At 60.3% G+C, this 25537-nt stretch carries 31 protein-coding genes; 15 read left to right on the forward strand and 16 right to left on the reverse strand.

What is annotated here, in order from left to right:
• Positions 1-9 precede the first annotated feature (9 nt).
• Positions 10-1182, reverse strand: a complete 1173-nt coding sequence (locus QM780_RS04075; RefSeq protein WP_415069210.1) for a hypothetical protein — start codon at positions 1180-1182, stop codon at positions 10-12.
• Between the two features lie 213 nt (positions 1183-1395).
• Here QM780_RS04075 and QM780_RS04080 point away from each other — a divergent pair, with 213 nt between their 5' ends.
• Entirely contained in the window at positions 1396-1797 is a 402-nt protein-coding gene (locus QM780_RS04080) for a bactofilin family protein (RefSeq protein ID WP_415069211.1), read from the forward strand.
• 89 nt (positions 1798-1886) lie between these two features.
• On the opposite strand, the gene QM780_RS04085 is transcribed toward QM780_RS04080, so the two are convergent.
• Complete coding sequence (locus QM780_RS04085) at positions 1887-2135, reverse strand: hypothetical protein (protein WP_415069212.1); 249 nt, start codon at positions 2133-2135, stop codon at positions 1887-1889.
• A gap of 417 nt (positions 2136-2552) precedes the next feature.
• On the opposite strand from QM780_RS04085, the gene pqqA reads away from it, so the two are divergent.
• The gene (gene pqqA / locus QM780_RS04090; RefSeq protein WP_415069213.1) at positions 2553-2642 is read left to right on the forward strand and encodes a pyrroloquinoline quinone precursor peptide PqqA; all 90 of its coding nucleotides are present in this window, start codon (positions 2553-2555) and stop codon (positions 2640-2642) included.
• A 106-nt stretch (positions 2643-2748) separates the two neighbouring features.
• Complete coding sequence (gene kdsA / locus QM780_RS04095) at positions 2749-3615, forward strand: 3-deoxy-8-phosphooctulonate synthase (RefSeq protein WP_415069214.1); 867 nt, start codon at positions 2749-2751, stop codon at positions 3613-3615.
• A gap of 258 nt (positions 3616-3873) precedes the next feature.
• On the opposite strand, the gene QM780_RS04100 is transcribed toward kdsA, so the two are convergent.
• The 6 genes from QM780_RS04100 to QM780_RS04125 all read right to left on the reverse strand — a co-directional run bounded on the left by QM780_RS04100 (position 3874) and on the right by QM780_RS04125 (position 9165).
• Positions 3874-4110, reverse strand: coding sequence for a hypothetical protein (locus QM780_RS04100; RefSeq protein ID WP_415069215.1), 237 nt, complete (start codon positions 4108-4110; stop codon positions 3874-3876).
• Positions 4111-4320: 210 nt separating this feature from the next.
• On the reverse strand, positions 4321-4998 hold the full coding sequence (locus QM780_RS04105) for a hypothetical protein (RefSeq protein ID WP_415069216.1): 678 nt from the start codon (positions 4996-4998) through the stop codon (positions 4321-4323).
• A 9-nt stretch (positions 4999-5007) separates the two neighbouring features.
• Entirely contained in the window at positions 5008-6027 is a 1020-nt protein-coding gene (locus tag QM780_RS04110) for an ABC transporter permease (RefSeq protein WP_415069217.1), read from the reverse strand.
• Positions 6027-6806, reverse strand: a complete 780-nt coding sequence (locus QM780_RS04115; protein ID WP_415069218.1) for an ABC transporter ATP-binding protein — start codon at positions 6804-6806, stop codon at positions 6027-6029. The genes QM780_RS04110 and QM780_RS04115 overlap by 1 nt, the downstream gene beginning before the upstream one ends.
• Before the next feature lie 23 nt (positions 6807-6829).
• Positions 6830-7813, reverse strand: coding sequence for a YVTN family beta-propeller repeat protein (locus QM780_RS04120; RefSeq protein ID WP_415069219.1), 984 nt, complete (start codon positions 7811-7813; stop codon positions 6830-6832).
• A 56-nt stretch (positions 7814-7869) separates the two neighbouring features.
• Positions 7870-9165, reverse strand: coding sequence for an ABC transporter substrate-binding protein (locus tag QM780_RS04125; protein ID WP_415069220.1), 1296 nt, complete (start codon positions 9163-9165; stop codon positions 7870-7872).
• A gap of 266 nt (positions 9166-9431) precedes the next feature.
• Here QM780_RS04125 and QM780_RS04130 point away from each other — a divergent pair, with 266 nt between their 5' ends.
• From QM780_RS04130 to QM780_RS04175, 10 genes are all read left to right on the forward strand, one after another.
• Complete coding sequence (locus QM780_RS04130) at positions 9432-9944, forward strand: DUF3280 domain-containing protein (RefSeq protein ID WP_415069221.1); 513 nt, start codon at positions 9432-9434, stop codon at positions 9942-9944.
• A complete protein-coding gene (locus tag QM780_RS04135; protein WP_415069222.1) occupies positions 9941-10921 on the forward strand; it encodes an ABC transporter substrate-binding protein in 981 nt (326 codons plus the stop codon). Before QM780_RS04130 ends, QM780_RS04135 begins: the two co-directional genes overlap by 4 nt.
• Complete coding sequence (locus QM780_RS04140; protein ID WP_415069223.1) at positions 10884-11696, forward strand: ABC transporter permease; 813 nt, start codon at positions 10884-10886, stop codon at positions 11694-11696. Before QM780_RS04135 ends, QM780_RS04140 begins: the two co-directional genes overlap by 38 nt.
• Positions 11684-12424 carry an ABC transporter ATP-binding protein gene (locus QM780_RS04145; protein ID WP_415069224.1) on the forward strand — a complete coding sequence of 247 codons (741 nt, stop codon included), beginning with the start codon at positions 11684-11686 and terminating at the stop codon, positions 12422-12424. The genes QM780_RS04140 and QM780_RS04145 overlap by 13 nt, the downstream gene beginning before the upstream one ends.
• 33 nt (positions 12425-12457) lie before the next feature.
• On the forward strand, positions 12458-13192 hold the full coding sequence (locus QM780_RS04150) for a (5-formylfuran-3-yl)methyl phosphate synthase (protein ID WP_415069225.1): 735 nt from the start codon (positions 12458-12460) through the stop codon (positions 13190-13192).
• Positions 13189-13653, forward strand: coding sequence for a dihydroneopterin aldolase (locus tag QM780_RS04155; RefSeq protein ID WP_415069226.1), 465 nt, complete (start codon positions 13189-13191; stop codon positions 13651-13653). The genes QM780_RS04150 and QM780_RS04155 overlap by 4 nt, the downstream gene beginning before the upstream one ends.
• A complete protein-coding gene (locus tag QM780_RS04160) occupies positions 13646-14257 on the forward strand; it encodes a uridylate kinase (protein ID WP_415069227.1) in 612 nt (203 codons plus the stop codon). Before QM780_RS04155 ends, QM780_RS04160 begins: the two co-directional genes overlap by 8 nt.
• Positions 14257-14835 carry a DUF447 domain-containing protein gene (locus tag QM780_RS04165; RefSeq protein WP_415069228.1) on the forward strand — a complete coding sequence of 193 codons (579 nt, stop codon included), beginning with the start codon at positions 14257-14259 and terminating at the stop codon, positions 14833-14835. Before QM780_RS04160 ends, QM780_RS04165 begins: the two co-directional genes overlap by 1 nt.
• Positions 14835-16022 carry a class I SAM-dependent methyltransferase gene (locus QM780_RS04170; RefSeq protein ID WP_415069229.1) on the forward strand — a complete coding sequence of 396 codons (1188 nt, stop codon included), beginning with the start codon at positions 14835-14837 and terminating at the stop codon, positions 16020-16022. Before QM780_RS04165 ends, QM780_RS04170 begins: the two co-directional genes overlap by 1 nt.
• 129 nt (positions 16023-16151) lie before the next feature.
• Complete coding sequence (locus QM780_RS04175; RefSeq protein WP_415069230.1) at positions 16152-16433, forward strand: hypothetical protein; 282 nt, start codon at positions 16152-16154, stop codon at positions 16431-16433.
• Between the two features lie 62 nt (positions 16434-16495).
• Here the strand turns inward: QM780_RS04175 and QM780_RS04180 are convergent, their stop codons facing one another.
• Positions 16496-17506 carry a hydantoinase/oxoprolinase family protein gene (locus QM780_RS04180; RefSeq protein ID WP_415069231.1) on the reverse strand — a complete coding sequence of 337 codons (1011 nt, stop codon included), beginning with the start codon at positions 17504-17506 and terminating at the stop codon, positions 16496-16498.
• A 47-nt stretch (positions 17507-17553) separates the two neighbouring features.
• On the opposite strand from QM780_RS04180, the gene QM780_RS04185 reads away from it, so the two are divergent.
• Positions 17554-18273: a HisA/HisF-related TIM barrel protein gene (locus QM780_RS04185; protein WP_415069232.1), complete on the forward strand. Its 720-nt coding sequence runs from the start codon at positions 17554-17556 to the stop codon at positions 18271-18273.
• Between the two features lie 189 nt (positions 18274-18462).
• Here the strand turns inward: QM780_RS04185 and fae are convergent, their stop codons facing one another.
• From fae to QM780_RS04220, 7 genes are all read right to left on the reverse strand, one after another.
• Positions 18463-18975, reverse strand: a complete 513-nt coding sequence (fae, locus tag QM780_RS04190; protein WP_013215501.1) for a formaldehyde-activating enzyme — start codon at positions 18973-18975, stop codon at positions 18463-18465.
• Between the two features lie 229 nt (positions 18976-19204).
• Positions 19205-20068, reverse strand: coding sequence for a triphosphoribosyl-dephospho-CoA synthase (locus QM780_RS04195; protein ID WP_415069233.1), 864 nt, complete (start codon positions 20066-20068; stop codon positions 19205-19207).
• Positions 20065-21033 (reverse strand): ATP-grasp domain-containing protein, encoded by a 969-nt coding sequence (locus QM780_RS04200; protein WP_415069234.1) that lies wholly within the window; start codon positions 21031-21033, stop codon positions 20065-20067. The genes QM780_RS04195 and QM780_RS04200 overlap by 4 nt, the downstream gene beginning before the upstream one ends.
• Positions 21017-21976, reverse strand: coding sequence for a methenyltetrahydromethanopterin cyclohydrolase (gene mch / locus QM780_RS04205; protein ID WP_415069235.1), 960 nt, complete (start codon positions 21974-21976; stop codon positions 21017-21019). Before mch ends, QM780_RS04200 begins: the two co-directional genes overlap by 17 nt.
• 19 nt (positions 21977-21995) lie before the next feature.
• A complete protein-coding gene (locus tag QM780_RS04210; protein WP_415069236.1) occupies positions 21996-23135 on the reverse strand; it encodes an ATP-grasp domain-containing protein in 1140 nt (379 codons plus the stop codon).
• A gap of 2 nt (positions 23136-23137) precedes the next feature.
• On the reverse strand, positions 23138-24043 hold the full coding sequence (locus QM780_RS04215) for an NAD(P)-dependent methylenetetrahydromethanopterin dehydrogenase (RefSeq protein WP_415069237.1): 906 nt from the start codon (positions 24041-24043) through the stop codon (positions 23138-23140).
• Between the two features lie 20 nt (positions 24044-24063).
• The gene (locus QM780_RS04220) at positions 24064-25041 is read right to left on the reverse strand and encodes a beta-ribofuranosylaminobenzene 5'-phosphate synthase family protein (protein WP_415069238.1); all 978 of its coding nucleotides are present in this window, start codon (positions 25039-25041) and stop codon (positions 24064-24066) included.
• Between the two features lie 113 nt (positions 25042-25154).
• On the opposite strand from QM780_RS04220, the gene QM780_RS04225 reads away from it, so the two are divergent.
• Positions 25155-25532 carry a 4a-hydroxytetrahydrobiopterin dehydratase gene (locus QM780_RS04225; RefSeq protein WP_415069239.1) on the forward strand — a complete coding sequence of 126 codons (378 nt, stop codon included), beginning with the start codon at positions 25155-25157 and terminating at the stop codon, positions 25530-25532.
• The last annotated feature ends 5 nt before the right edge of the window (positions 25533-25537 follow it).

Genomic DNA, 25537 nt, shown 5'->3' on the forward strand with positions numbered 1-25537 from the left:
TTCTCCAATCTATTCCGTCTGGGCAAACGCGGCTGCGAGTGCCTTTGCCCCGGCCAATTGAGCTTCCGTTTCCATCTTTGCATCCGTCGCAGCCAATAGTTTCGCGACGGTGTTGTTGCGGATGGCGACGGGGTTGCGCTCGTAGCCGCCTTGCTGGAAGAAATTGGATGTCGGCACTTTCTTGCGCAGTGCGCTTGGCATCGTGACCATGTCGAAGCCGTTGCCGTCGCCTGTCAGGTTCATCATTTCGAGTTCGGCGGCGCTGAGCGGGGCCGTGTAACCTTTGCGTTTGGCGAATTCGACCGAGGTCAAAAGCTTGTAGACCTGCAGCAGCGGGCCGACGTCGATATCGAGAATGAGCGCGTGAATACCCAATCCCTTGTCCGTAGAGGCCAGACGGCTATGGGAAGACCAAGTGTCGGGGACGCTGCGGCTGAACGCGATCATTTTTTTCAGGATCGCGATTTTATCATTCAATCGATCGAGACGGGGGCCTTCGGCGTCGCCCGCTTTGTTGCGGAGTGATGCCAGGATCGCGCCACCCTGCTCGGCGAGAAGCTCAATGCTGTTTGTCGTCAGGAGCTGATTGTAGCCGAGTGCGGTGCTGATGGCGTGGGCCCCTGGCCGATCATATTCGAGTTCGGCCTGCACGGCGTAGCCGCCGTCGCCGCCGGATTCGAACGCGTAGACCTTCACGCACTGCTCGGGTGTCAGTCCCGCCGCGAGCGCTTGTCGTGCGTACGCCCGGCGAAACGCGTCATCGCTCTCGGGACGGTCGGGCACGAAACCGAAATGCTTCTCGGCCTGTTCGAGGAAATCCGAGACGACGGGAACATATTCGCCTTCGGCGCGAGGTTTTTCTGGATTTTCCGGCTTGGGCGGGCCGCTATAAAGCGGCGGTTGTTCCATGACGTAATCGTTCGCGGTCAGCCGGCCGCCAGTTCGCAAAATCGCGATGCGCCGCTTTCGCTTGTTGCCGATCGTCGCCCAATAAGGTCCGGCGACTTCGTCGTAGGCGGCACGCGCTTCTTTATAGGCGGCGAGCTTCTGGCGATATTCGGCGATCTGCTGATCGAGATCGCCGGCGTTTCCTATGGCGATCGGTGAGAACGGAAGGAAAGCCAATACCGCTGCAGCGATACTGCGCCGGGCGCAATTCATCAGCAGGCAGCTGTTCGCCATGCGCGAGACGCGTGAATTTCTCAAGCTCGTGCCCTCTTGCCGCTGCAATCGCGTGCCCTTCTTCGATGAGCGGGAGATGCCCTTTTCTTATGTTCAGAGTGGATCAATCCCGAGGGGGTTCCTATGTTCAGTCGCGATTCACGAGCAGAGACACGTGCGGAAAACCAGAGGCAGACAGCGACGCCGGTGGCTCCGCCGAGATTTTCCGGACCGATGGGAATAGTGTCGAACAATCCGACGCCCGGCTACTCATCCGCTTCTCCCGATCGGCCGACGTCGATCCTCGGGCCCGATATTTCGATCTTCGGCGAGCAGCTTATCCTAAAAACCAAAGGTTCGCTGCTGATCCAGGGCCACATCGAAGGCGACGTTCACGGCGAGGCTGTGACGGTGGATAACGGCGCACATGTGAAAGGCGTCATCACGGCGCGGACGATTGCCATTCAGGGGGGCGTCAAGGGCGAGCTCAAGGGCTCCAACGTTATCCTTCATGAGCATTCGGTGGTCGAAGCAAACATCGTGCAGGAAAAACTGACCATCGCGGAAGGCGCGCATTTCGAGGGAAGCGTCAAGAAGGCGAAGGACGCGAGCGAAGTGACGCCAGATCTTTCCTGATCGGCGATCGCGCTTAAAAATTTAAATCCCGGCGCCGCAATGCGCCGGGATCCGAAGATTTCCAGATTGTGCTTATTCGCGTAGCGCCGTCAGGGCGCCGGGGTCGCGGGGGTGGCCGGTTCAGTGGCCGCCGGAGTTTCCGTCGTGACCGTTTTCACATCGAGCGTCAGCACGCCGGTGTAGAGCAGACCGCCGAATACGATGGCGAACACGATCGCGGTTGCCAAGGCATTCAGGACCCGGTTCGAGAACGAGATCAGGTTGCCGATCAGATCGAGGATGAACACGATCACCGCGCCGAGCAGCACCGGTTCAAGCCAGGGATATTTGTCGAGCATTAGAGTGGTCCTCACCTTTTTGGTTGCGCCGCCTCCCGAGTCGCGGCTTGCCCTGTTGCCTTAGCACGTTCGACCCGCTGATGAGGTGGCAACCGTCCCTGCAAACGGCCAACGGGTAACGAGGTGCCACTTGAATGGCACAGAGGCATCGCTCGATTGAGCAATTTCAGGGAAGGGAAGCGCGTTGGGCATGCCGTTTCGCACCTGCGTTCGCCTGTAAAATTGTGTCGCGATCGTGAGCGAGAAATCGGCTGAAGATTTAAATGGCAGGTTGTTGAAATGATATAACACTTCACCATTTCGTGATCACGAAAAGTTTGAGCGGCGTTAGTGAAAAGAGATTGGAATTTTGACAGTTATCTAAGTAAGTGATTGCCCAACAGGAACAAACCTGTCGGAATACGAGGAGGACACACCATGAAAGTCTGGACGAAGCCCGAAGTTCGCGAGCAGGAAGTTGGTCTCGAAGTCACGAGCTACCTGCCGGCTGAGATCGACCTGATCTAACGAATTCGAACTCTATGTTCCTGAACGGCGGCCTCTGGCCGCCGTTTTTGTTTATGGACGGCTGCGAGGGGTCGCCGCAGCGCTTCACGGCGGCTATAACCCCACCATGACTCAGCATGAAACCTTGAAGCCTGCCGCGCACGTGCGCGTCCGCGACGTTCTTTTCGCCAACGAGGCCCCGATTTCTGTCCTGGCAGGACCTTGCCAGATGGAGAGCCGCGCCCATGCGCTCGAAATGGCGGCGGCTCTGAGCGAGATTTCGAAAAAGCTCGGGTTCGGGCTCGTCTACAAATCATCCTTCGACAAGGCCAACCGGACGTCGCTGTCGGGTCGACGCGGAATTGGGCTCGAAGCGGCGTTGCCGGTCTTTGCCGAAATCCGCGAGACATTCGGGCTGCCGGTCGTCACCGACGTGCATGAGGCAGCGCAGTGCGCGCGGGTGGCGGAAGCCGTCGATGTGCTGCAGATCCCGGCGTTTCTTTGCCGGCAGACCGATCTGCTGATCGCGGCGGCGCAGACCGGGCGGGTCGTCAAAATCAAGAAAGGCCAGTTTCTGGCGCCCTGGGACATGAAGAACGTCGTCGCGAAGGTGACGGGTTCGGGCAATCCCAATGTGCTCGTGACGGAACGCGGATCGAGCTTCGGCTACAACACGCTGGTGGTCGACATGCGGGCTCTGCCACAGATGGCCGAAACCGGCGCGCCGGTCATTTTCGATGCGACGCATGCCGTCCAGCAGCCGGGCGGCCAGGGAACATCATCGGGCGGGGATAGGCGTTTCGTGCCGGTGCTGGCGCGCGCCGCCGTCGCCGTGGGGGTGGCCGGGCTTTTCATAGAGACGCATCAGGATCCCGACAGGGCACCCTCGGACGGCCCGAACATGGTGGCGCTCAAGGATTTCGCTGCGCTCATATCCGAGCTGCAAGAGATCGACGCTGTCGTCAAAGCGCGAAAGGCCACGAGCCAGATCTGAAGCTCGCGCCCTTCCGCAGACGTGTGGAATTTTTTCTGAAAGCTTGCCCCGGCCGGTTTCAGGGCAAACCGAATTTCATGTGGTCTTTGAGTGTATCGCAGTGAATTCCGTCCGTGCGCCCGGACGGCATGCTTTTTATTTCGATCGTGAACGTCTTCAGTGCAGTGATATTTCCAGTGACGTGGCAGTTTCTGGTCGCCGTTCGTTTCGCATCGACCGCCGCGACCGGTCGTGCGTCGTTCCGGGGACAGGATTTTTTCAGGCTTTAGCGGACCAGAGCTTTGCAGCCAGCGCATCGATTTGAGCCGGGCTTTCAAGGGCGCCGTATTGTCCATCCTTGCCGATCACGATGCCGGCAACGCAGGCATGTGGAGCGCAAAGGGACGGCGTCCTTCCGACATTGATGGCGGCAATCGCCATCGACGTCATAAGCAGGCTGGCAGTCGAAAAGCAGGAGACGTAGGCAAGGGCACGCGAAACAAGTTCATGGTGCATGGTCAACCTCACAACGCGAGACTAAGGGGTGACGACACTTCGACTTGCAATGTTGGCTTTCGGAGCGGAGTGGCCGGGGCGAAAGCCGATGCGTTGAGAGTGCGTCAACCTTGGTTAAGGACGCGTTAAGGCTAACGAAGCGTGAAGAAAAAAACCGAGGTGCAACAAACGTTGCGCCTCGGGCAGACGGAATTTCGAGAACGGAACGCCTTAGCTCTTCATCTCGGCGCGGATGGCACGGGCGAGAGCGCCGGCGCGTTCATCGATCAGCTGAGGGATCTCGCAAGCGATCGGAATGTTGGCCTGCTTCTCCTGGAAGGTGCGCACCTCCCATTTGTATTTTTCTTCCTTGCTGGAGAGTTGCGAGATTTCGCCAGCGGGACCGTTTGAATCGTCGGTAACGCCCATTTCGTTCTCGGGCGGCAGATCAATGCCTTCCTTCTCGATCTCCTTGGCGCGTTCCAACTGACGTTTATGGAAGCGCTCGATGCCAGACATGACGAGCTTACGATCTTCGTTCGTGCGCGTCAGGACAGCGGCGAAGAGTTCCGTCAGCTTCGCATCGTGCTGATCGGCGGGCAGGCCTGCCGCGTATTTCTTGATGGCCGCCTCAGCATCGTCTTCCTTGATCCGTCGGGAAATCACGAATTGCGAGAGCTTTCGAATGGCTTCGTCCTTGCGCCAGCTCGACGTGTCGGTGATGGCAGGACCGTCCCAAATAGTCGCCGCGGTGAGTACGGGGACCTTACGGTAAACGCAGGGCCATTCGTTGGTATCCTTGGCGGGCTCATCTGCGAGCGAAGGCAATGTTGCCCAAGCGATCGGGGCCAAAGCGAGAATTGCAGCTTGCAGGGCGGCGCGACGATGAATGTTTTTGATCATTTTCATTTTCAGTCCTCAGGCAGATCCTCCGGGGCCGCCGCGCCGAGCGATCAACCCCTTCGATGGATTGTAGGCATATACTGCTCCAGCGAGGAAGGCGACCGTGCAGCCGACAACTATGCCGAGTGAGACGGTATCGACCTGTCCATATAAGCCAAAGCGGATGAGCTCTACCGCATAAGTAAACGGGTTGAGGCGGCAGATCTCAAAAAGCAGCGGGCTCGCCTCCCGGATTCGCCACAGCGGATAGAGAGCGGAGGACGCAAAGAACATCGGGAAGATGACGAAATTCATCACGCCCGCGAAGTTCTCCAGCTGCTTGATGACCGACGACATCAGGAGCGCCAGCGAGCCAAGCATCAAGCCGGCCAGGATGATTGCCGGGATAACGGTGACATAGCCACCAAAGGTCTGCAGGAAGCCCGGCACGGCAAACAGCGGCGTGATGATCGGATCGGTCATTGCCGGAATTGCGCCGCCTGCCCAGTTCGGCGGATCGTAGAATGTGAAGAGCTTCACTTCCGTGATCGGAGGGGGCTGAATGCCCCAGAACCAGGCGACGAGCATGAACGCATAGGCCTGCAGCAGCGCCACCGAGACGCCGCCGAGGAGCTTCGACAGAAGCAGGAACGAGCGCGGGAACGGGCTGACGAGCAACGTCCGCATCGTGCCGGTTTCACGGTCGTAGACCATCGACAGCGACGATTGCATTGCGTTGAAGAGAAGGATCATCGCAATCAGGCCGGGCGCGATGAATTCCTCGTAGAGAACGTAGGTTTCATATGGGGGAATGATCGACACGCCGAGCGTCTGCCGAAAGCCCGCGGCGAAGATGAAAAGCCAGATCAGCGGACGGACGAGCGCAGATAGAAACCGCTCGCGCTGATGCAGATAGCGCAGGATCTCGCGCCAGACGATGCCCTTGAAGCAGGCGAAGTAACCCGCGGCACCGAGACGGCGCCGAGCATCGGCATCGCTCTCGTGATAAACCACCGGAACGTTGTCCGGTGTGGTGGTCGCCGCTTGCGGGGCCATCAGGCGGCCTCCTCGATCGTGCTTTGCGTGCCCGTTACCGTGCGAAACGCCTCGCGAACGCTCGACGTTCCGGTCAGTGCCAGAAGCTGCGGAACGGGACCATTATAAAGAACGACTCCTTTGTGAAGGATGACGACCTGATCGGTGCGAACCACTTCGTCCATCAGATGGGTCGCCCACAGGACGCCAAGACGTTCTCTGGCGACGAGGTCGCGGACGATCTTGATCACGCTTTCGCGCGAGCCGAGATCGAGACCTACGGTCGCCTCGTCGAGCAACAGCAGATCGGGATGATGCATCATCGAGCGGGCAATCTCGACCCGTCGCAGCTGTCCGCCCGAAAGCGCGCGAACCTTCTCGTTGCCACGGTCGGCGAGGCCGACGAGTTCGAGCGCTTGCTGTGCGCGCTCGGTCGCCGCGCGGCCGGCGAAGCCATGCAGGGCGGCATGATATTTGAGGTTCTGCATCAGCGTCAGATCGATATCGAGCGTGCGGCTTTGGAAGACCACGCCAAGACGCTGCAGGGCTTGGGAAGGGCGACGGCGGACATCGAAGCCACGAATGAAGATCTCGCCGGTGACGTTGTCGTAGAGGCGGGTAACAAGTGAAAACAGCGTCGATTTTCCGGCGCCGTTGAGACCCAGCAGGACAACGAACTGACCTTGTTCGACTGTCAGCGAGACGCGGTCCAGCACTTTTCGGTCGCCGAAGCTATGGCTCACGCCGCTGACGACGAGTGCCGGCGTCCGTTCGACTTCGATCGGGGCTGTCGATGCCATTATCGTATCCGCCTCTTCGTCAATTAATTCGGGGAGACCACAACACCCCAGGGATAGCGTCCCACCTTGATCGATTTGATGGCCTTCTGATTGGCAACGTCGATGACCGATACATCGTTCGAAGCGCCGTTGGTCGTCAGCAGATATTTGCCGTCGGGCGTGAAATACATCTGCCAGACGCGCTGGCCAACAAGAATGTATTTCAGCACCTTGAAGGTCGACGTGTCGATGACGGCAACGCGGTTGGCAGGTCCGAGGGCGACGAATGCGATCTTGTCATCCTTCGTAATGCGGATGCCGACGGGCTGGATCGATTCCTTTTCGACGCCAGGAATTTCGAAGTTGATCTTCGTGATGATTTTCCGGTCGGCCGGGTTGATGACGGCAACGGTGCCGCCGACCTCGGAAGATACCCAGAGCTGAGTTTGTGCCGAGTTGAACATGGCAACGCGCGGCCGGCTGTCGACGAGGACGTTGTCGAACGTCTTGTGCGTGGTCGTATCGATGAAGTGCGCCATGTTCGTCGTTTCCGACGTGTTGACGAGCACCTTGCCGTCGGGGCTCATGCCCATGCCTTCGGGCTCGACGCCGACCGGGATTTCGGTGATGACTTTCGAAGTTTCGATGTCGACGACGGTGACGAGATTGTCGTCCTCGTTGGCGATGTAGAGGCGCTTGCCGTCGGGATGGAGAGTGAGCAATTCGGGGTCCGGGCCCGACGGCAGCGACTTGATGTATTCGAGCGTCTTGGCGTCGTAGACCTTCACGTCGTTGTCGTCGCTCGTGCAGATGATGAGCCATTTGCCGTCATTCGACATGACGATGCCGCGCGGCCGCTGACCGATCTTCACGGTCTTGATAAGCTCGAGCTTGTCGGTATCGATGACCGAGAGGCTGTTGTCCTTCTCGTTGGTGACGTAGGCCGTGTATGCATGGGCCGGCGTTACGCAGAGCGGTGCGATCGCGGCGGAAAACAGCACAGGCACAAGCGTCGAAAGTCGCGACATTCTAAACTCCGATTGAAAATAACTCGGGCAAAAGCGGGCTCGCCGCGCTGCGCCGATCATTGGGTGTAGGCATTGCACTTGGTTTCCGGTTTATCGATGCCAAGCGTATCGAGCACGCTGAATTGATGCAGAAAGCCCTGCTGCGGTGACACGCTGACGAACAACTTCTGACTGCCGACGATGAGCGGTTCGCGGAGCTGGCCGTTCCAGCCGCGGAAGCTGGTCGCGACGCCCTTGAACGCCGCGACTTCGAAATTCGGCGAATGGATGAAGTCTCTCAGCGTCTTGAAATCGCTGGTTTGCTTGCGCGATGCTGCTTCGCCGATTGCGCGTGTCGCGACCCAAGCGTCGTAATCGATGTTACGCATGATCCGGCCCGTCAGCTTCTTGAAGCGGTTTTGGAACTGGGTGCCACCCCAGAGCTCGAGCGAGGGGTGCCAGCTTGACGGGACCAGACCGGACGAGCCGACGATCGGCCTGGGTATCCAGGTGCGGTAGAGGAAATAGTCGGCAAAGACCTGATCCTCGTCGACCACAAGGACGACGTCATGGTCCGGGACGTTCTGCAGGAATTGCGGGATCTGCTGCTGGATCTGTTCGTAACCGCCGTCCGCGCGACGATTGCCGGTATCGATCTTGAACGGCAACTCCTGAACGATCTTGGCGCCGAACTTCTTGGCGGCCCGGCGATAGGCATCCGCCAGGAGCTGATCCTTTGGGCTTGGCCCAACAACCATCACCCACTTCGGCCAGCGTTTCCAGACGAGGTATTGAGTGAGGGCATCGGCGAGCATCGTTCGCGTCGGGGCCGTGTGCATGACGTTCGCCCGACAATCTTCTTCGCGAAGGCGGTCATCGGGATTGCCGACATTGAAAATCTGGGCGGGCTTATCCTTCAACGCGTCGGCGAACTTCAGAAGAGAGTCAGGCTCCATATCTGCGATGATGAAGGCGTCGCCGGCGGCAACCTTTTCGGTTGCCCCTTTGATGAGATCATCGACGTTGCCTTCCAGAACATCGAGCTTGAACGACTGATTGAGAAAGCGGCCGGTGGTGTTGTCGTCGGCGATGCCAAGCTTGGCGCCGGCGATGCCGTCATCAGGGCTCGGCTGATCGAGCAGCGATAGGGGCAGCTCTTTTTCCCGATCTTCCTTTACGTAGAGGACCTGGATCGTCACACCTTGTGGTTGCGCTGACGGGACGGGTATGGGGATCGGCGCAGGCGCGGGCTGGTCGGCCGCCTGCGCAGCCGCAGGAGCCAGGGCGAGCAGCGATAAAAGCGCTCCGCATATGGATTTTCTACATGTCATGAGAGCAGAGCGGGCAATGGGACCGATGCTAAAAATAGGCAATGCTGCAACTCCGGTTGAGCCCGCGCGCCGAACGCGAACTCACGGCCTCTAATGTTACTGTGTTGCTAAAAGGGGGCCTAGACCTGCCTTGTCAAGCGACACGCTCGGGCCTCGCGCGTTTGTGACCGGTCATTGTTTGCAAACTGATCGTGAACCTCTTGCAATGGCGGGGGGTTCGCGGGCACGTACAGTCTGAAGCGCTTCGGCCGGGCGCAGTACTCAAGCCTAATGTCTGAGTTCGTCCAGTGACTTGGAAACAGATGCCCATGCCCTCGCTTCAGCGCGTAATGCCACTGCTTTTGCTGTCTTTTTTTGCGTTTCCCGCCCACGCCGCCACGAAGGCCGCTGTTTTTCCGTTCGATCTTCACGATGCGCAGCAGGACGGCGAAATCGTTCCGCAATACAACCCGGAAGACCTACGGCGGCTGAAGCTCGTCGCCGACGAACTCAAGACGCTGATGGAAAAAGACGGCAAGTACGCCGTCGTCGACCTTTCTTCGCGAGAAAAGGAAGTCGAGGCGGCGGCGCCGTTCAACCAGTGCAACGGCTGCGAAGTCCCCATCGCGAAGGAGGCGGGAGCCGATATCGCCGTGACCGGGTTTGTCGATAAGGTTTCCGATGCCTTGATCAATCTCGCGATCGTTGCGCGCGATACGAAGACTGGCGAACTGACGAAGACGATGTCGGCCTCGATCAACGGCAACACCGACGATCTTTGGCTGCACGGCGTCCGGTACCTTTGGAGAAATCGCTTCAACGTCGAGGCTCCGCCGAAATGACGATCATCACGCGCCGCAGTGTTCTCGTTGCGGGAACGGCTGTTTCTGCAGCCGCCCTGATGCCGCGTTGGGCGATGGCGTCGGCGCCGGTGCGCTTGACGTCGGTGAAATTCGGCTCGGTCAGCTGGGTCATCGAGACGATGCGTGCGGAAGGCATCGACAAAAAGCACGATCTCGATCTCAAGGTCGTCGAGGTTGCCAACAATCCGGCGGCGCCTGTCGCGCTGCTTTCCGGTGCAGCCGACGTCATCGTCAGCGACTGGACCTGGGCGTTGCGCCAGCGTGCACGCGGCGATGATCTGAAGTTCGCACCGTATTCGTCGGCGCTCGGCAGCGTCATGGTGCCGAAAGACAGTCCGGTGAAGTCGCTCGCCGACCTTGAAGGCAAAAAGATCGGCGTGGCGGGGACCGGTATCGACAAAAGCTGGATCCTGCTGCGCGCCTACGCGCGCAAGACGCTCGGCAAGGACATCACCGCTTTCGCCGAACCGGTGTTCGGAGCCGCGCCGCTCGTGACGGAGGAATTCCGCAACGGCCGCCTCGATGCGGTTTTGAATTTCTGGACTTATGCGGCCCGCCTCAGTGCCGAAGGTGCTCGGGAACTTTTGACCATGGCCGATGTGATCAAAGGCATGGACGTATCGCCGACGCCGGCTCTTGTCGGATTCATCTGGTCTGAAAAGGAAGTCCGCGATAAGTCGGTTCCGGTCGACAGGCTTCTGGCTGCGGTTGCGGACACCAACAGCGTGCTTGCGTCGTCGGATTCGGCATGGCAGCGGTTGCGACCGCTGATCAAGCCAGCGTCCGACGCGGAGCTGATCGCGATCAGAGACTATTACCGGTCGGGCATTACGGGATCGTGGGGCGCGGCGGATACGGCGGCGGCGGAGAAGCTGACGAACCTGCTCATTGAACTCGGCGATACGGAACTCGTTGGTGATGGCACCCACTTCGACCAGAATCTCTTCCACACCTAGGCTGGTCGCGGCCTCGTCAGGCTTTACGGCATCGCTCGAACGGCTGGCGTGGATGGCCGGTTCGCTGCTGGCGCTTGCCGTCGTCTGGCAGATCATCGCGGTTTATGCTGACAATAAATATCTTCCGACGCCGCTCGCGGTGTTTGACGTGCTGTGGCGGGAGGGCGCCAATGGCAACCTGTGGAAGGATACCTCGGCGACACTGGCGCGCGTCGCAGTCGCGTTCGTCGTCTCGATGTTCATCGGCACTGCGATAGGGCTTGTGCTCGGACGCCATCAGACTGCGGATAAATTCTTCGACGCGTGGTTGATCCTCTTTCTCAATCTGCCGGCGCTCGTCACGATAACGCTTTGCTACATCTGGTTCGGATTGACGGATGCGGCCGCCATCACCGCCGTTGCGCTCAACAAAATTCCGAACGTTGCGGTCAATATGCGGGAAGGTGCGCGCAGCCTGTCCAAAGATCTCGATGAGATGGCGCGGATCTACAAGTTCGGCTGGTGGAAGACGCTGCGTCACGTAACGCTGCCGCAACTGGCGCCGTTCTTTGCGGCAGCGGCGCGGTCCGGCCTGGCGCTGGTATGGAAGATCGTTCTGGTGGTCGAGGCGTTCGGGCGGTCGAGTGGCGTCGGCTACCGGTTGAGCATCGCGTTCCAGGAATTCGACGTCAGCACCATTCTGGCTTACGCACTTGCGTTCATTCTCGTCGTTCAGATCATCGAGTTCACGGTGCTGCAGCCTCTTCAAGCGCGGGTGACTGCATGGCGGCGTTGAACGGAGTGAAAGACGGGGCGCCGATCCGCGTTTCGGTGAAGAGCAAGATCTTTCCTGCGGTCGGCGACCGCGAGGCGCAGCTCGTCTTGAAGGACGTGTCGTTCGAAGTGGCGCCACGATCGTTTCTCGTCATCACCGGTCCATCGGGATGCGGGAAGTCGACGCTGCTCAACATCATCGCGGGATTGGATACCGATTACGACGGCAAGGTCGATCTCGGTCCTGCGAAGAACCATCTGGCCTTCATCTTTCAGACGCCGCGACTTCTGCCTTGGCGAACTGTGTATGAGAACATCGCGCTGGTTTTGCCCGATGGCGATCCGCGGCACGCCAAAATTCCAGCGATGCTCGAGAGGGTCGGGCTTGGCCAGGCGATGAATGCCTATCCGGAACGGTTGTCGCTCGGGATGCAGCGGCGCGCGGCGCTGGCTCGCGGCTTCATCCTCGAGCCCGAAATTCTGCTGATGGACGAGCCGTTCGTTTCGCTGGACGATCCGACGGCGGCAAGCCTTCGCGAGCTGTTGACGGAGCTGTGGCACACCCACCCGACCACGGTTATCTTTGTAACCCACGACAGAGCCGAGGCAATTCAGCTCGGAACGCGGATCTTGCGCTTGGCGCCGGGAAAGGCGAGTGTGGCGCAGGATGTAAACATCAACCTGACAGAGGCGCAGCGCCAGGATCGCGCTGCCGTGCTCGCGGAGCAAAATCGCATCTTCGCGGCCTGAGCGCCGTCGGCGGACCAATCTCGGAACGATGGAATGATTGACGGATTGAGACGAGGCAAGCCCGCCTTTCTCGCCAGCGTCACGAACGCGGGCGAGGCGGAGATCGCACTGGCGGGCGGTGCGGATATCGTCGATTGCAAAGACCCGGCATCGGGCGCGCTTGGAGCGTTATCGGCGGACACGGTTCGCGAGATCGTCGAGCGAGTGGCGGGCCGTGTGCCTGTCAGTGCGACGGTCGGGGACCTGCCGGCCGATCCCTACACGCTTGTCAATGCGAGCGCTGAGATGGCGAAAACAGGTGTCGATATCGTCAAAATCGGCTTCTTCGGCGAGGGCGATGCGCGGCCTGCCATTGCGGCGCTGGGGGCGGCCTTGGCGGCATCCACCCGACTGGTCGCTGTTTTAATGGCCGATAAGTCGCCAGATTTCCGGCTTTTGTCCGCGCTCTCTGCTGCGGGCTTTGAGGGGGCCATGCTCGATACCGCCGACAAATCGGCTGGTCGCTTGACGTCTGTCCTCGCCCTTTCGCGGTTAACGGAATTCGTACGCCTCGCGCGCGACAATGATCTGTTCGTCGGGCTTGCCGGATCGCTCAAGGAAAGCGATATCGGCGTCCTGGCCGGTCTCGGGCCGGACATGCTCGGCTTCCGAGGCGCGCTTTGCGCGGCCGGGCGCGTGAGCGGGATCGAACTCAATCGCGTGGCCGCAATCCGACGTGGCCTCGATGCTGCGAAGCTCGCCAAGGAGCGGGAGACGTCCGTCGCATGAAGGATAAGAAAAAGCCCGCCAAGCCAAAGGCAAACGGCGATACGTCTCTAAAGGTCAAAAAATCCGCAGCGAAGACTCGAGAGATCGGGGACACCATTTTTGTCCGGGATTTCGTCGTTGACTGCAACGTCGGCGTCTATGCCGAAGAGCAGGGCGTGACGCAGAAAGTGCGTTTCACGGTCGAGGCGCGGCTGGCAAACGACGTTTTCAGCATGTCGGACGAGATGGCAGAGGTGCCGTCTTACGCCGACATCATCGATTTCATCGTCGAGCTGGCTCGCGGCGGGCACATCAATCTCGTCGAGACGTTCGCCGAGCGGATCGCAGCGCACATTCTTTCGGACAAGCGGATCACTGCGGTTCGGGTTGCTCTTGAAAAGCTCGAACGCGGCCCGCAGCGTGGGGTCGAGATCATTCGTCCGGCGACGCGTGCCGCGGCCCGTGAGTTCGGCCGTGACTGAGCGCGGCCCAACGGGGTCAGCGCCGCTTGTCATCAAGGTCGGCGGGAGTCTTGCCGAGACGGGGCGGCTTTCGACGGTTCTCAGAATGATCGCGCGCGCGCGCATTCCACTCGTCATCGTTCCCGGCGGTGGACCGTTCGCCGATGCGGTTCGCGATCTGCAGAGCAAGATGCAATTCGATGATGCCGTGGCGCATCGGCTCGCGATGCTTGCGATGGAGCAGATGGCCGAAGTGATCGCCGATCGGCAACCGGGCATGAAGCTCGCGCGGACCGTTGACGATATTTCGGACACGGTGATGGACGGACAAATCCCGGTCTGGGCACCGCTGCAGATGCTCGGGAGCGACAGGACGATCGCGGAGAGCTGGGACTCGACGTCGGATACGCTGGCGGCGCGGCTCGCCGAACTTCTCGGGGCGCGGCTTGTGCTTTTGAAGTCGGTCAGCGTTAAAGATACCGCGGCGGACGAACTTGCGAAAAAAGGCGTCCTCGATCAGGAATTTCCGCGGATCGCGGCGCGCGCCGGTTTAACATGGTCGATCTACGGACCAGAGGACGACGCGGCGCTGTCGTCGCTTCTCATGGATGAAGGAACGGCCTGATGCCCCGCATCGTCGAAACCATCGTGACGACCTTCAATGCGAAGGGTGAAGCGCACATCGCGCCGCTCGGGCTGATCGACGACGGCGAGCATTGGGTCATCGCACCGTTCAGGCCGTCGACGACGCTTGAGAATTTGCGGATCAACCCTTTTGCGGCCGCGAGCCATACCGACGATGTCCGGATTTTTGCGGGTGCGGTGACGGGGCGCAAGATCTGGCCGTTGCTGCCGACGCGGACGATCAAAGGCGAGCGGCTTGCGGATTGCGTGTCGCATTGGGAGCTGAGAGTCGAGGAGGTGATCGAGGACGAGCAACGTCCGCGCTTTCTTTGCGCCATCGTGGACGAGGAAATGCATAAGGCGTGGGAAGGCTTCAATCGCGCCCAGGCGGCCGTGCTCGAGCTTGCCGTCTTGACGACGCGTCTCCATATGCTGCCTTCAGAGAAAGTCGAGAACGAACTGAAGTATCTCGAAATCGCGATCCAGAAGACGGCGGGCCCGCGCGAAGAGGAGGCGTGGGAATGGCTGATGGAAAAAATCGCGGCTTGGCGACAGGCCCGCTTCGATCAGACAACATAATGAAGCCCGACGCAAATCCCAGAGCCCAGTTCATCGAAGCCTTGCGAACGGCGCTCGATGAGCAATCATTCGCGAAGCTGTCGCTTGGAAAATTTCGCGGCGAGGGCGAGGCGCGAAAGGCGGTGGCGACGCTCATCGCCGTCAAGGACAAGCTGCATCTAAAGTTGGTCACGAGCTTTCAACGCAAGGACGAAACGAAGACATTCAAGATCGACGAGGGCATCGCTTTCATTTCGGGCCTCATCGGAGAGCCGTACATGAGCGCAACCTTGTTTACGAATACGAATGATGTCCGTCTCGACTATAGCCGGAAGGGCGTGCCGCATATCGCAATGGGAAAGCCGACGTTGCAAGCGTCGGTTCCTGCGCCGCACGATCGGCAGAAGTCCTATCTCGTGCCGCCCGATCGGCCGTATCTCAAGGCGCTCGAGGTTGCTGATCGCGACGGTCGCATCAAGCCGACGATGCAGGGCAAATACCGGCAGATCTGCCGGTTTATCGAGATCGCGGCAGATCTGATTTCGGAATGCGAATTCAAAGAGGGCTCGGCCATTCGCGCCGTCGATATCGGCTCGGGCAAAGGCTATCTGACGTTTGCCTTTTACGACTATATGACGACGGAACTCGGGCTTTCGTGCCTGATGACCGGCGTCGAAGTGCGTTCCGATCTCGTGTCGCTTTGCAATGGGCTGGCGCGCGACCTCAAATTCGATGGTCTCGAATTTATTGCCGACGAAGCGTCACGTGCGTCTTTGCCACGAGCGGATATCGTGATCGCGCTGCATGCCTGCGATACCGCAACAGATGATGCGATGGCATTCGGAATTCGGTCCGGCGCGCAACTCATTCTGTCGGCGCCGTGCTGTCAGCATGAAATTGCGCCGCAGATCAAAGATACCGATGCGGGCTTGCAGGGCTTGCTGAAATTTCCGCTTTTGAAGCAGCGTCAGGCGGATTTGATAACAGATGCGGCGCGCGCGCTTTTGCTCGAGGCATCCGGCTACAAGGTTAGGTTGATCGAATTCGTTTCCAGCGAGCATACCTCGAAGAATATTCTGATCGCCGCCGTAAAATCTTCCGCAGTCGATCGTTCTGCTGCGCATCGGCAATTTCTCGAATTGCGAGAGGCGACAGGATTTTCGACGCATCATCTGGCGTCACAACTCAAGGATGCCGAGCCTTTATGATGAGACGTTTTATTCCGCCTCATTTGTTGCTCACTGACGTGAAATGCATGTAAGGGGAACCTAACCGGATCGCCTGTGTTTGCATCCGGTCACCCCCAGGATGAATATTACTGAAGAAGGCAGAGTTCGATGATTGAAGTCTCCCGTATCGTACGCCTCGCATGCGTCGCGACCACTCTCGCGTTCGCATCGGCGGTGCCAGCCAGCGCCCATCACGACGAGGTCAAGGATGATCCGGCGATCGTCACTGAGAGACTGCATCGCATGGGCTTCGTCGAATGGCGCAAGCTCCGCTGGGATCATGGCATTTGGAAAGTCGACGATGCCCGTCGCGAGAACGGCCACGTTTATGATTTGCAGCTTGAGGCTGGCTCGTTCGATCTCGTTCGGTTGACGCGCGAGCGCAGCTGAGATCTTTCGGCTTTCGCTTGAGAGAATTAGATCGGTCGCGGCTTACATGCTGCGGCCGATTTTTATGCCGGTGAGAGTAAGGCGACGGCGACGGCCGGCGCACAGCGGGTCGCCCAAAGTTGCTGCCCGTCTTCAGCGGCGATGAGTTCGCCGAACGTGACCGACGGCAAGCCGAGGCGGACGGCAACTCTTGCTGCGGCGGACGCACCTATGCCGGCCGTTACGACGCCGTCGATGGCGGTGCCCGGGCGCGACAAAACCTGAAGTGCCCCGTCGTCGATGGATCGTATCTGTCGCTCCTCGACGTAAGCTGCCGAGGCGCGCCATGTCGAAAGATGGCGCATGTCGCCGTCGCGGCCGAAGCCGCGCGCGAAGCGGTCGAGACTTTCCTGTTGGGTTTTGCCGCGGCCGTCGGCGGTCTCGTGCTGATCGACATCATCAGGCAACGAGCCAAGAATGCGGCGAACGTCCGCCATCGTCGCGAACGTATCGCGGGCAAGGCCTTGCCATTGACCGGCAAGCGGCGCGCGAGTGGCGACGGAGGGCACGGGCGTTCGCGTGAGACCGGTATAGACGAGTTCTCCGGTTTGCATGCGTTCCGCGTCGGTAAGTCCGAGGGGACGGTCGCAGGCAATAATATCGGTCGTCGTCGATCCCATATCGATGAGCAACTGTCGCGGCCGTATCTGCGAAACGAGAGCGCTTGTTGCGAGAAAGTTCGCCGACGCAACCGACATCGGATCTCCGGCTGCCGCCTCAGGCGAGCCGAAGCCTTTGAGCCCCATGTAGACGTGAAGCTCTCCAGTTAAGCGTTCACGCAGACGCTGGAGAAGGGCAACGACGCCTGCCTCGCGGCTTTCAAAGATTTCCGTCAGTTCCGCGGTCATCGTCACGGCGAACGTGTCGACGCCAGCGATGATCGATCGGCCGTCATCGAGAGCCGCGTCGAGCCGATCGATACCTCGCCAGAGCGGACAGGCGATCTGGCGCACGGCTACGAGTTGTTTGTTCTCGACGCGCGCGATCTTCAGGTGCGCGCCGCCGACGTCCAGACCGATTGCAGCTCTGCTCATTTGTGGGTTCGCCTCGATGTCGCGATTTGTGATACACTTCAAATCCGATGAGGCAAGTGTTGGACGTCATTCCGGTTATCGATGTCGCGCGCGGAGAAGTGGTGCGCGCGTTGAAGGGCGAGCGGTCAGGTTACAAGCCGATTGAAACGCCGCTTTCAGCAACTTCAAGTCCCGCCGACGTGGCACGCGGCCTCGCGCAGATATTTCCGTTTCGGAAACTTTACCTTGCTGATCTCGACGGAATCGAAGGGCGAGGGCGGAATACGCATGTCGTCCCCATGCTGAGCCAGGCGCTGCCGCGCGCCGAGATATGGATCGACGCCGGCACTGGATCGCGCAGTGCGGCTCGCGCCGTTCTCGCGGCGCCGGTCGCGACGCTGGTCGTCGGCACCGAAAGCATCGAGACAGTTCGTGTCTGGGAGGAGATCGTCGCGGAAGCGCCGGGGCGAACCGTTCTGTCGCTCGACTTCCGGCATGGGGAATTCATGGGGCCGGAAGCGATGCTTGCCGATCCTTCGCTATGGCCATCGCGGGTGATCGTCATGACGCTCGATCGCGTCGGTGCGAACGAAGGTCCGGACATCGAAAGATTGCAGAGCATCGTGGCGCGGGCGCACGGGCGGCGCGTTTATGCGGCGGGCGGCGTACGCGATCGCCGCGATCTTGACGACATACGCGCCATCGGTGTTTCCGGCGCGTTGATTGCTTCAGCGCTTCATTCGGGAAAAATTTCGGCCGACGATCTGAAGGAGATCGCCGGCCGTTGAATGTCCGGGTCAGTGAATTGGCAGGAGCCACTCCAGCCGAGAACGAAGCCCAGTTGCGGCCGAGGCTTCTTCTCGAATTTAACCGCTGTAACGGCCCGAGAGCAGTCTTCCCAATCGCTGCAGCAGACCCCCCTTCATGGGAGGGGCAGTTTCATTTTTGTTTTCAACCTGCTGAGGACGGTTTCCGCTTCAAGTCTTCGCACCGAACGGATGCTGGACCGAGTTGCGCTGAGCGGTGGCTTCGGCAGCGGTGGGCTTGCCGGCGACAGCGCGAGCGATCGATTCCTTGACGGCGCGGTAGTTGTAGTCCTGGATCTTGGCGTCGTCGGCGGCTTCCCAGTGGATGAACACGCCAACGGCGATGTAGAGGTCGTCGGCTTCAGCAGCCGGGATCACGCCTTCAGCAACCGAGTCCTGAACGGCCTTGGCAACGCCGTACTGAGCCGGTCCGAACATCTGAACAGCCTGGCGGGCGTCCTTGATGGTGACCTTGTTGTAAAGGATCGTGTTGGGCTTGCAGGGGAGGTTCGGCGCGATGACGGCGAGAAGCGTCGTGAAGCCGTCCTTGTTGTTCGTCAGGGCGTTGCAGAACGCCGTCTCAGCAGCCGAACCGCGGGGTCCGATGATGAGGTCGATGTGAGCGACTTCGTTGCCGTCGCCGACGAGCGACTCGCCGACCATGACTTTATTGATTTTGGCCATAAGGGGGGTTCCTCCCACGAATGAAACTATAAGAGCGACAACGATCTCCGTCAGAAGACGGACTCCGCCGAACTGCTCTAGCGATGAATATCCACGCGCTTAGCGCCCAGGTTGTCGCGAGTACCAGCATAGGCACAGTGGATCGGTCCGCGGGACCCCGCGGACTCGGGGCCTGTATTGCCCTAGGTCACCGGGCGAGACAAGCCCTTAAGTGCGGGCGAATTGCCGTTCACGTCGGTTTCCGTTCGATCAGCGCATCCGCGAAAAGGGTGGTGACTACAAAATCGGCAGTCGTTCCCGGATTGAGGCCTCTATGTTTCAATTTTGCGTCGAATTCCTGGAGCGCCGGAAGCGATTTCGCAGTTGCGATAGGTGACCACTGCGGCCTTAGAACGCGAGCTTCGTCCTGGACCATCCGGGCGGTTTCGGCACCGAACTTGCGTCCGATATGCGTGTCGGCGAATTCGGCAAGCAGCGCCATGTGCAAAGTGGTTACCGCGAAGGTTCGATCGGCATGAGCGAGTAATTTTGCCTCCTGAAAAACAGGAAGGGCGAAATCGAATATGTCCGCATACACACTAACGTAGGCGTTCGCGATGCGGTCGCGTTCGGATGCGAGCTGCATGGCTTCGAGCAACGTCATTTGCTGCGCTCCGGCATGAACGTCGCCGCGCTCGACTTTGCCCATGCCGGCCGGATTGGCGATGCGGATGGCGGCAAATGCATCTTCGGCATCCTGCTCGTCGAGCGATGCAAGAACGATCCCGAGGCGGCGGCGAAGACCGACGTCGAATGTCGTTTCGCCTGCCGCTTTCGCGAGCGGGGCGCACAGAAGCACGATGCCGAGATTGGTATTGAGGCCAGCGGCGGCAACGCTTGCTTCGGTCGCTCGCAAGATGCGTTTGCCGACGCTTGCGCCGGGTTCTGCGATCGGGCCGGCGGCGGCCGTGGCGGCCTGTTCGAAGTGCAACACCTCCATGCCGTGTCCGGGCGCGTGGCGGTGAACGTTTCCGGGTTTCAGGGCGTCGAGTTCAGCGTTGCAAGCGTAGAGGAACGCTGAGCGGATTTCGTCGGCGCTGCGCGGGCCTTTCATGGCACAGGCGCGGGGTCGGCGATGCCGAGGGCCGCGCGGTGGGCGACGACCGTTTTCAGAAAATCTTCGGCGATCGCCCAGGCAATGTTGACGTCCGCCACACCCTGAAGGCCGCGCCAGGCTGGATTGGAATTCACTTCCAGGACCTGAAGCTGGCCGGACGATGTCCGGATGAGATCAATGCCGGCGTAATCGGCGTCGACTGCGCGCATCGCAGCCATCGAAACGCGCGTCATCTCATCGTCGGGCAGATGGACGCGCGCCTTGCCGCCCTGGTGAATGTTCGTGACCCAGGTCGTTCCGCGTCGCGTCATGGCGGCGATGACGCGATGGCGGGTCGCGAGCACGCGCCAGTCTTCGTAGCGACCGTCTTTCGGCGGCACGTAGTCCTGCATGTAGTACATCTGATCGACGAGTTCTGGCGCAGGAAGCTCGCTCTGCTGCGTGATCTTGCCGATGCCCTTGCCCTGGCTGCCGAACAACGGTTTCAGAACGAGCGGGCGATCCAGACCTTCGGTGTATTCGAGGGCGTGCGGGAGTGTTTCGCAAACGCGCGTGCGCGGCGTCGGGATACCGTTCTTGTGCAGAAGGAACGTGGTCTGGGATTTATCGACGCAACGTTCGATGGCGCGAGCATCATTCCAGACGCGCACGCCGCTTTCGCGCAGTGCGTGCAATAGCCCTAAGCGAAACGTGATCTGTTCGAGCGTGCCGGCGGAGATCGAACGAACGAAAACGCCGTCTGGGAGGCGGCCTTTGAACCCCGGAATATCAATGCCGCTTTCAAGGCCGGTGTCGAAGGCGCAATGGGGAAGTGACGAAACGGTGACGCGGGCGCCCATCGCTTCGAGCGAGCGGACGATGCGTCGTGCATGCCATTCGCCGCGGCCTTCTTCGATGAGAAGCGCGAGGTGCAGGCCGTCGCCCATTCCCGGCTCCGGCAGCTTGTTAGCGGAAGCTCGCATCGACGACTCCCGGCGCCAATTCGCCCGCGCGGAAGGTATTGCCTGTTTCGACGTTCGACACCATCACCTGAGCGGGCGAGAAAAGCATCGGATCGATTTTGTAGAAGTCGCCTTTGACGTCGGCAAAAATCTCGGCGAACGGCTTGCCGTAGGCGGAGCTGTTGCTGGCGGGAAGGTTCTCGGCGAGGCGCTGGGCGTCGCTGTCGGGACCTTTGACGAAAAGATGGATGCGGCCGCCGTAGATGATGGCGTCGTTCGTGCGGCCCATCGCCTTGACGAAATCGGGTACCGGCGGCGCGATCGGTGTGGTGCCCATGCCGTCGAGAATATTCTCGAGGGGGAAGTGCAGCTCATGCGCCTTGTGGATTGCGACTTCGAGCACGCGCGACGCGATCTGCACGGTTCCCGCGAAGCTCCACGTCGTCGCGTAGATGATCGTCAATCGCGTCGGATTGATACCGCAGTTTTCGGAGATCTTCTTGATCGCGGCAGCAGGCGGCGCCTTGTCGCCTTCGATCACAAGCGTCGTCTCGGGATAGTGGTCGACGTAGCCGAGATCCTTGTACAATGCCTCGACGCGCGAGACGGCGCGTGCGGGACCGGAGCCTAGCGCGAAGAAGCCGCTCGCTTCATCGGAGATCGACCAGCCGGCGTACTGGCTGCCGAGGCACGCGATGACGGGATCGTTCGATGTGACGACAACGCCGAGGGGCCAGTTCGGAAGACCCGACGACTGGGTGAAAGCGACCTGGCCGAGGCCGCCCATGCAGACCTCGCCGAGACGGCGCCCAGCCTCGAGGCCACCGATGACTTTGGCGCCCATATCGATCAGGCGTTCGCCTTCGCTGCCCGTCGACACTTCGATCCGGAGCGCGTCGGCATCGGCGACGATGCTTTCGACGAGCTTGGTGGCGCGTGCCGAGACGCTGGGCTGCTTAACCATTCTTTGAACTCCAGTCCGATCAGGATTTTGCGTGTCCGTATATCAGGTCTTCAAGCTCAGCCAAGCGGCTGCGGGCGAGGGCTTCTGCCGCATCGGCGGTCGCGGCTTCGGCGAAAACACTGGCCAGAGGTGCGCCTTCGGGAACGACGGTCCCCGAGGCGCCGCGATCGGCGCTCCATTCGGGCCAAGGGGTGTTGCCGAGGATGACCGGACCACGATCGGCGTGAAGGATGGCCATGGCTTTTGGCGCCGTGCGCTCACCGGGCCAATATTCGCCATTCGCCCATGCGGCCATCTGGGCACGAAAGAAATTGCCGGTGGGATCGTCGAGGACGTCAGCTGATGCGCCCGGGCGTGGGTTGACCTCAAGGAGATAGGGCACGCCATCCGACACGATGAAGTCAAACGACGCCATGCCTTTGAGGCTTAACTCGTCGCCAACGCGGCTCGCGATGTTCACGAGGTCGCGTAGAAGGTTCGGGTCACATACCGGTTGAGAGACGCAGCCGCCGAAACGATAGGGATGCTTCAGTGACGGGGACGTCCACTGCTTCGTCGCGAAATAGGAATCCGACCGTCCGCCATCGGAAGTCGGAATGTCGATGAGGCCGCCGACGGAATAGCGGTCGCCGGAGAGGCGCTGCTGAAAGTAGCGGCGCGGTTTTGAATGGGACGGCCCGGAGCAATCGCGAATGTGGCGGCCGCCGCTGCCGCCGACACGTTTTGAAATCCAATCCTCGGGAGAGGATGGTCGTTCGATCTGCGTCTCGGGATGTCGGACGCCGAGCTTGCCAAGCATGCCGAAGAACTTCTTGGGGTCTTTGCAGGTGGCGATCGTTTCGGCGCCCGAGCAGAGCAGTCGAAAGCGCGCTGCGAGTGCGCCGACGAGGCGAGGCTTGTCTTCGAAGCCCGAGCCTAAGACCAGTCCGATCGGCGCGGAGCCTGAGGCGCGCGACAGGTCTTCGAGCGCGGCAACGATCTGCTTGGTGTGAAAGCCCGTCTGCATGGCGCCGTCGATGACACGAATGTCATCAGCGGCTTCTTTCGTGTCGATGTCGCCGAAGGCGTCGGCGACGAACGGCCGATAGCCGGCACGCCGGGCAGATTGCGCGAGGCTCCGCCCGGAGAATGCCGCTATGAGGACCGTTTCGCCGCTCAATCTCAGACCAATCCAACGAGTTCTTTGGCGAGTGCGTAGGCGTGGCGGAAATCGAGAGAAAGCGGCTTGTCGGACGCGATCATCTGCTTGAAGAGGCCAGACTCGCACTTGTACTTGATATCGCCAATGGCTAGAGGACCAACGCCGAGCGCATCGGAACCGGGCAGCTTCTCGCCGTTCATGAACAGCTCCATGCCTTCGACGCCCGGAGGTGGAACGGCGTTGACGTCGGCCATGACGAGCAGGTTCTTGGCCTTCTGCATCTGCTCTTTCGAGACGACGCGGACGCCGGCGGCGGCAGCCGCGAAGATCACTTCCGCGTTTTCGATGATCTCGTTCTTCTGCTCGTCGGTTTCGCCGGGCGCCGGGGTCAGATCAACGCCGAAGCGGTCTTTCGAAATCTTGGCGTTCTTGATGACGCGATCGACGCCACGATGGGCGACGAGTTTGACGTCGGCGCCTTCAAGCGCAGAGATGATCGAGGATGCGAAACCGACGACGCCGGTGGCGCCGAAGACGGCGACTTTCGTTCCCTTCCAGGTCTTGCCGAATTTTTCTTTCAGCACTTTCTCGACGCAGGCGACCATGGCGGCGGCCGTCGTGAAGGAACCTGCGGGATCGGCGAAGACGGAGCATTCGAACGGAGGCACCATCGCCTTCTTGGCGGCTTCCAGCATGTCGAGCGCGAGGATTGCATCCTTGCCGCCCATGAAGAATCCGGTGCGGACGCCGTAGTTCGGCGGACGGGAGAAGATGGCGTCTTGAATGAGGCCCGTGACCTCGGTCAGCTCAACATTGATGTAGGGAACGATCACCTTGAAACCGGCGTCGGCTGCCATGTTCACGTCGAAGGGGCTCATATGCTTCTGCGGCGCGAGCATGTGCAGGATCGGGGTTGCGTCGCTCATTTTCGTTAATGCTCCGTTCGTTATGAATTGCGCAGCGTTTCGACGCTTGCGCCGGTGTTTCGGCCATGTGCGATGAGAATTTCGAGCCCGTCGCGTTTAGCGTCTTCGTTTAAAGAATGATAGAGGCGTTCTGCCGCTTGAGGGCTATCGACAAAGGCGAAGCCCGTCGGTCCCCAAGAGCTTTGGCCGATGCCCGTAGCGCCCTCATCTCGCATCCGCGAAGCGAGCTCGCCGACCGCACGGCTGGTCCAGGCACTCCCTCCCTGCTTCGATGCAAAATGGGCTCCGACGATCTCCTGAATTTCGGTGACTGCCGAGCCGAAAGCCTCGATGTCCTCCTCCTTAAGACCCGGGACGAGCTTCATCAGAACCAGATGACAAATATGTGCAGCTTGGCTTTCGGGGAATGCGGGAAGGCCGGCGAATGCGGTAACTTCGGCTTCTCCCGAAACACCCGCAAAGCTCGGATCGAGGATCAGGAGGATGCGCCAACGGTCGGGGAAATCGGTGCGGAGCGTCAAAGGCGGCGGGCGGTTGGCCCTGCCTTTTCCGCCATCGATGATGAAGCCGCCGGAAACAAAGGCTTCGAGGCCGATGCCGGAACGAGCGCCGCGTTCACCAAGGGTTGCGAGATCGGCGGCCGAAAGCTCGCGGCCCTGCATGCGCGCGATGGCTATGCCGACGGCGAGCGCAAGTTGCGTCCCGGAGCCCAGACCGGCATGGGCGGGGATGGCTTCGGCGACGTCGATGGCATAGGCGCCGGATTTGCCGTCATCGGTAAATTTGCGAAGGAGCTTCTGCACGCGCCGGCTTTCGGCGCCGGTCGCCACGTTCTCCGCGGCTTTGGTTATCGTCAGTTCGGTGCTCGGGCGATCGATGGCGATGCCGATGCTGCCGTAGCGCCGGCCGATGTCGCCGTTCAAATCGAGGAAGCCCAGGTGCAGGCGCGCCGGAGCCGTGACACGAAGCGCGGCTGAAGTCGCCGGAAAAGGCTTCACGAAAAGCTATCCTTTCACTTGAAAGACCGCGCGGGCAGCCGTTTGCTTTTCCGGATGCGGCGGCGGTAGGATTTCAGGACCGAGTTGTCCGATAATTGGAGGTCGAGGGCAAGATGAGTGCAGAACGCGAAAAACCTATGGCAGAGGCAGAAGTTAAGGCGTGGCTCGCTGCCAACCTCCCGAGCTGGAAGCTGGAAGACGGATGGATCAAGCGCACATACAAGACGGCGAGCTGGAAGGGGACGCTGATGGTCGTCAACACGGTTGGCCATCTCGCCGAAGCTGCCTGGCACCATCCCGACATCACCTGTTCCTATGCGTGGGTGGAAGTGCGGCTGATGACGCATTCGGCGAAGGGCATCACCTCGAAGGATCTCGAACTTGCCAAAAAGATCGAAGAGGTCGTGCATTGGCAGCCGGGCAAGGAGGGTAAGGGCCTGGAGGGTACGCCGCACGGCGACATGCGCTTTGCGTACATCAAGTACGACTGATGGGA

It is taken from the genome of Hyphomicrobium sp., from assembly GCF_047600905.1.
Taxonomy (GTDB): Bacteria; Pseudomonadota; Alphaproteobacteria; order Rhizobiales; family Hyphomicrobiaceae; genus Hyphomicrobium_B.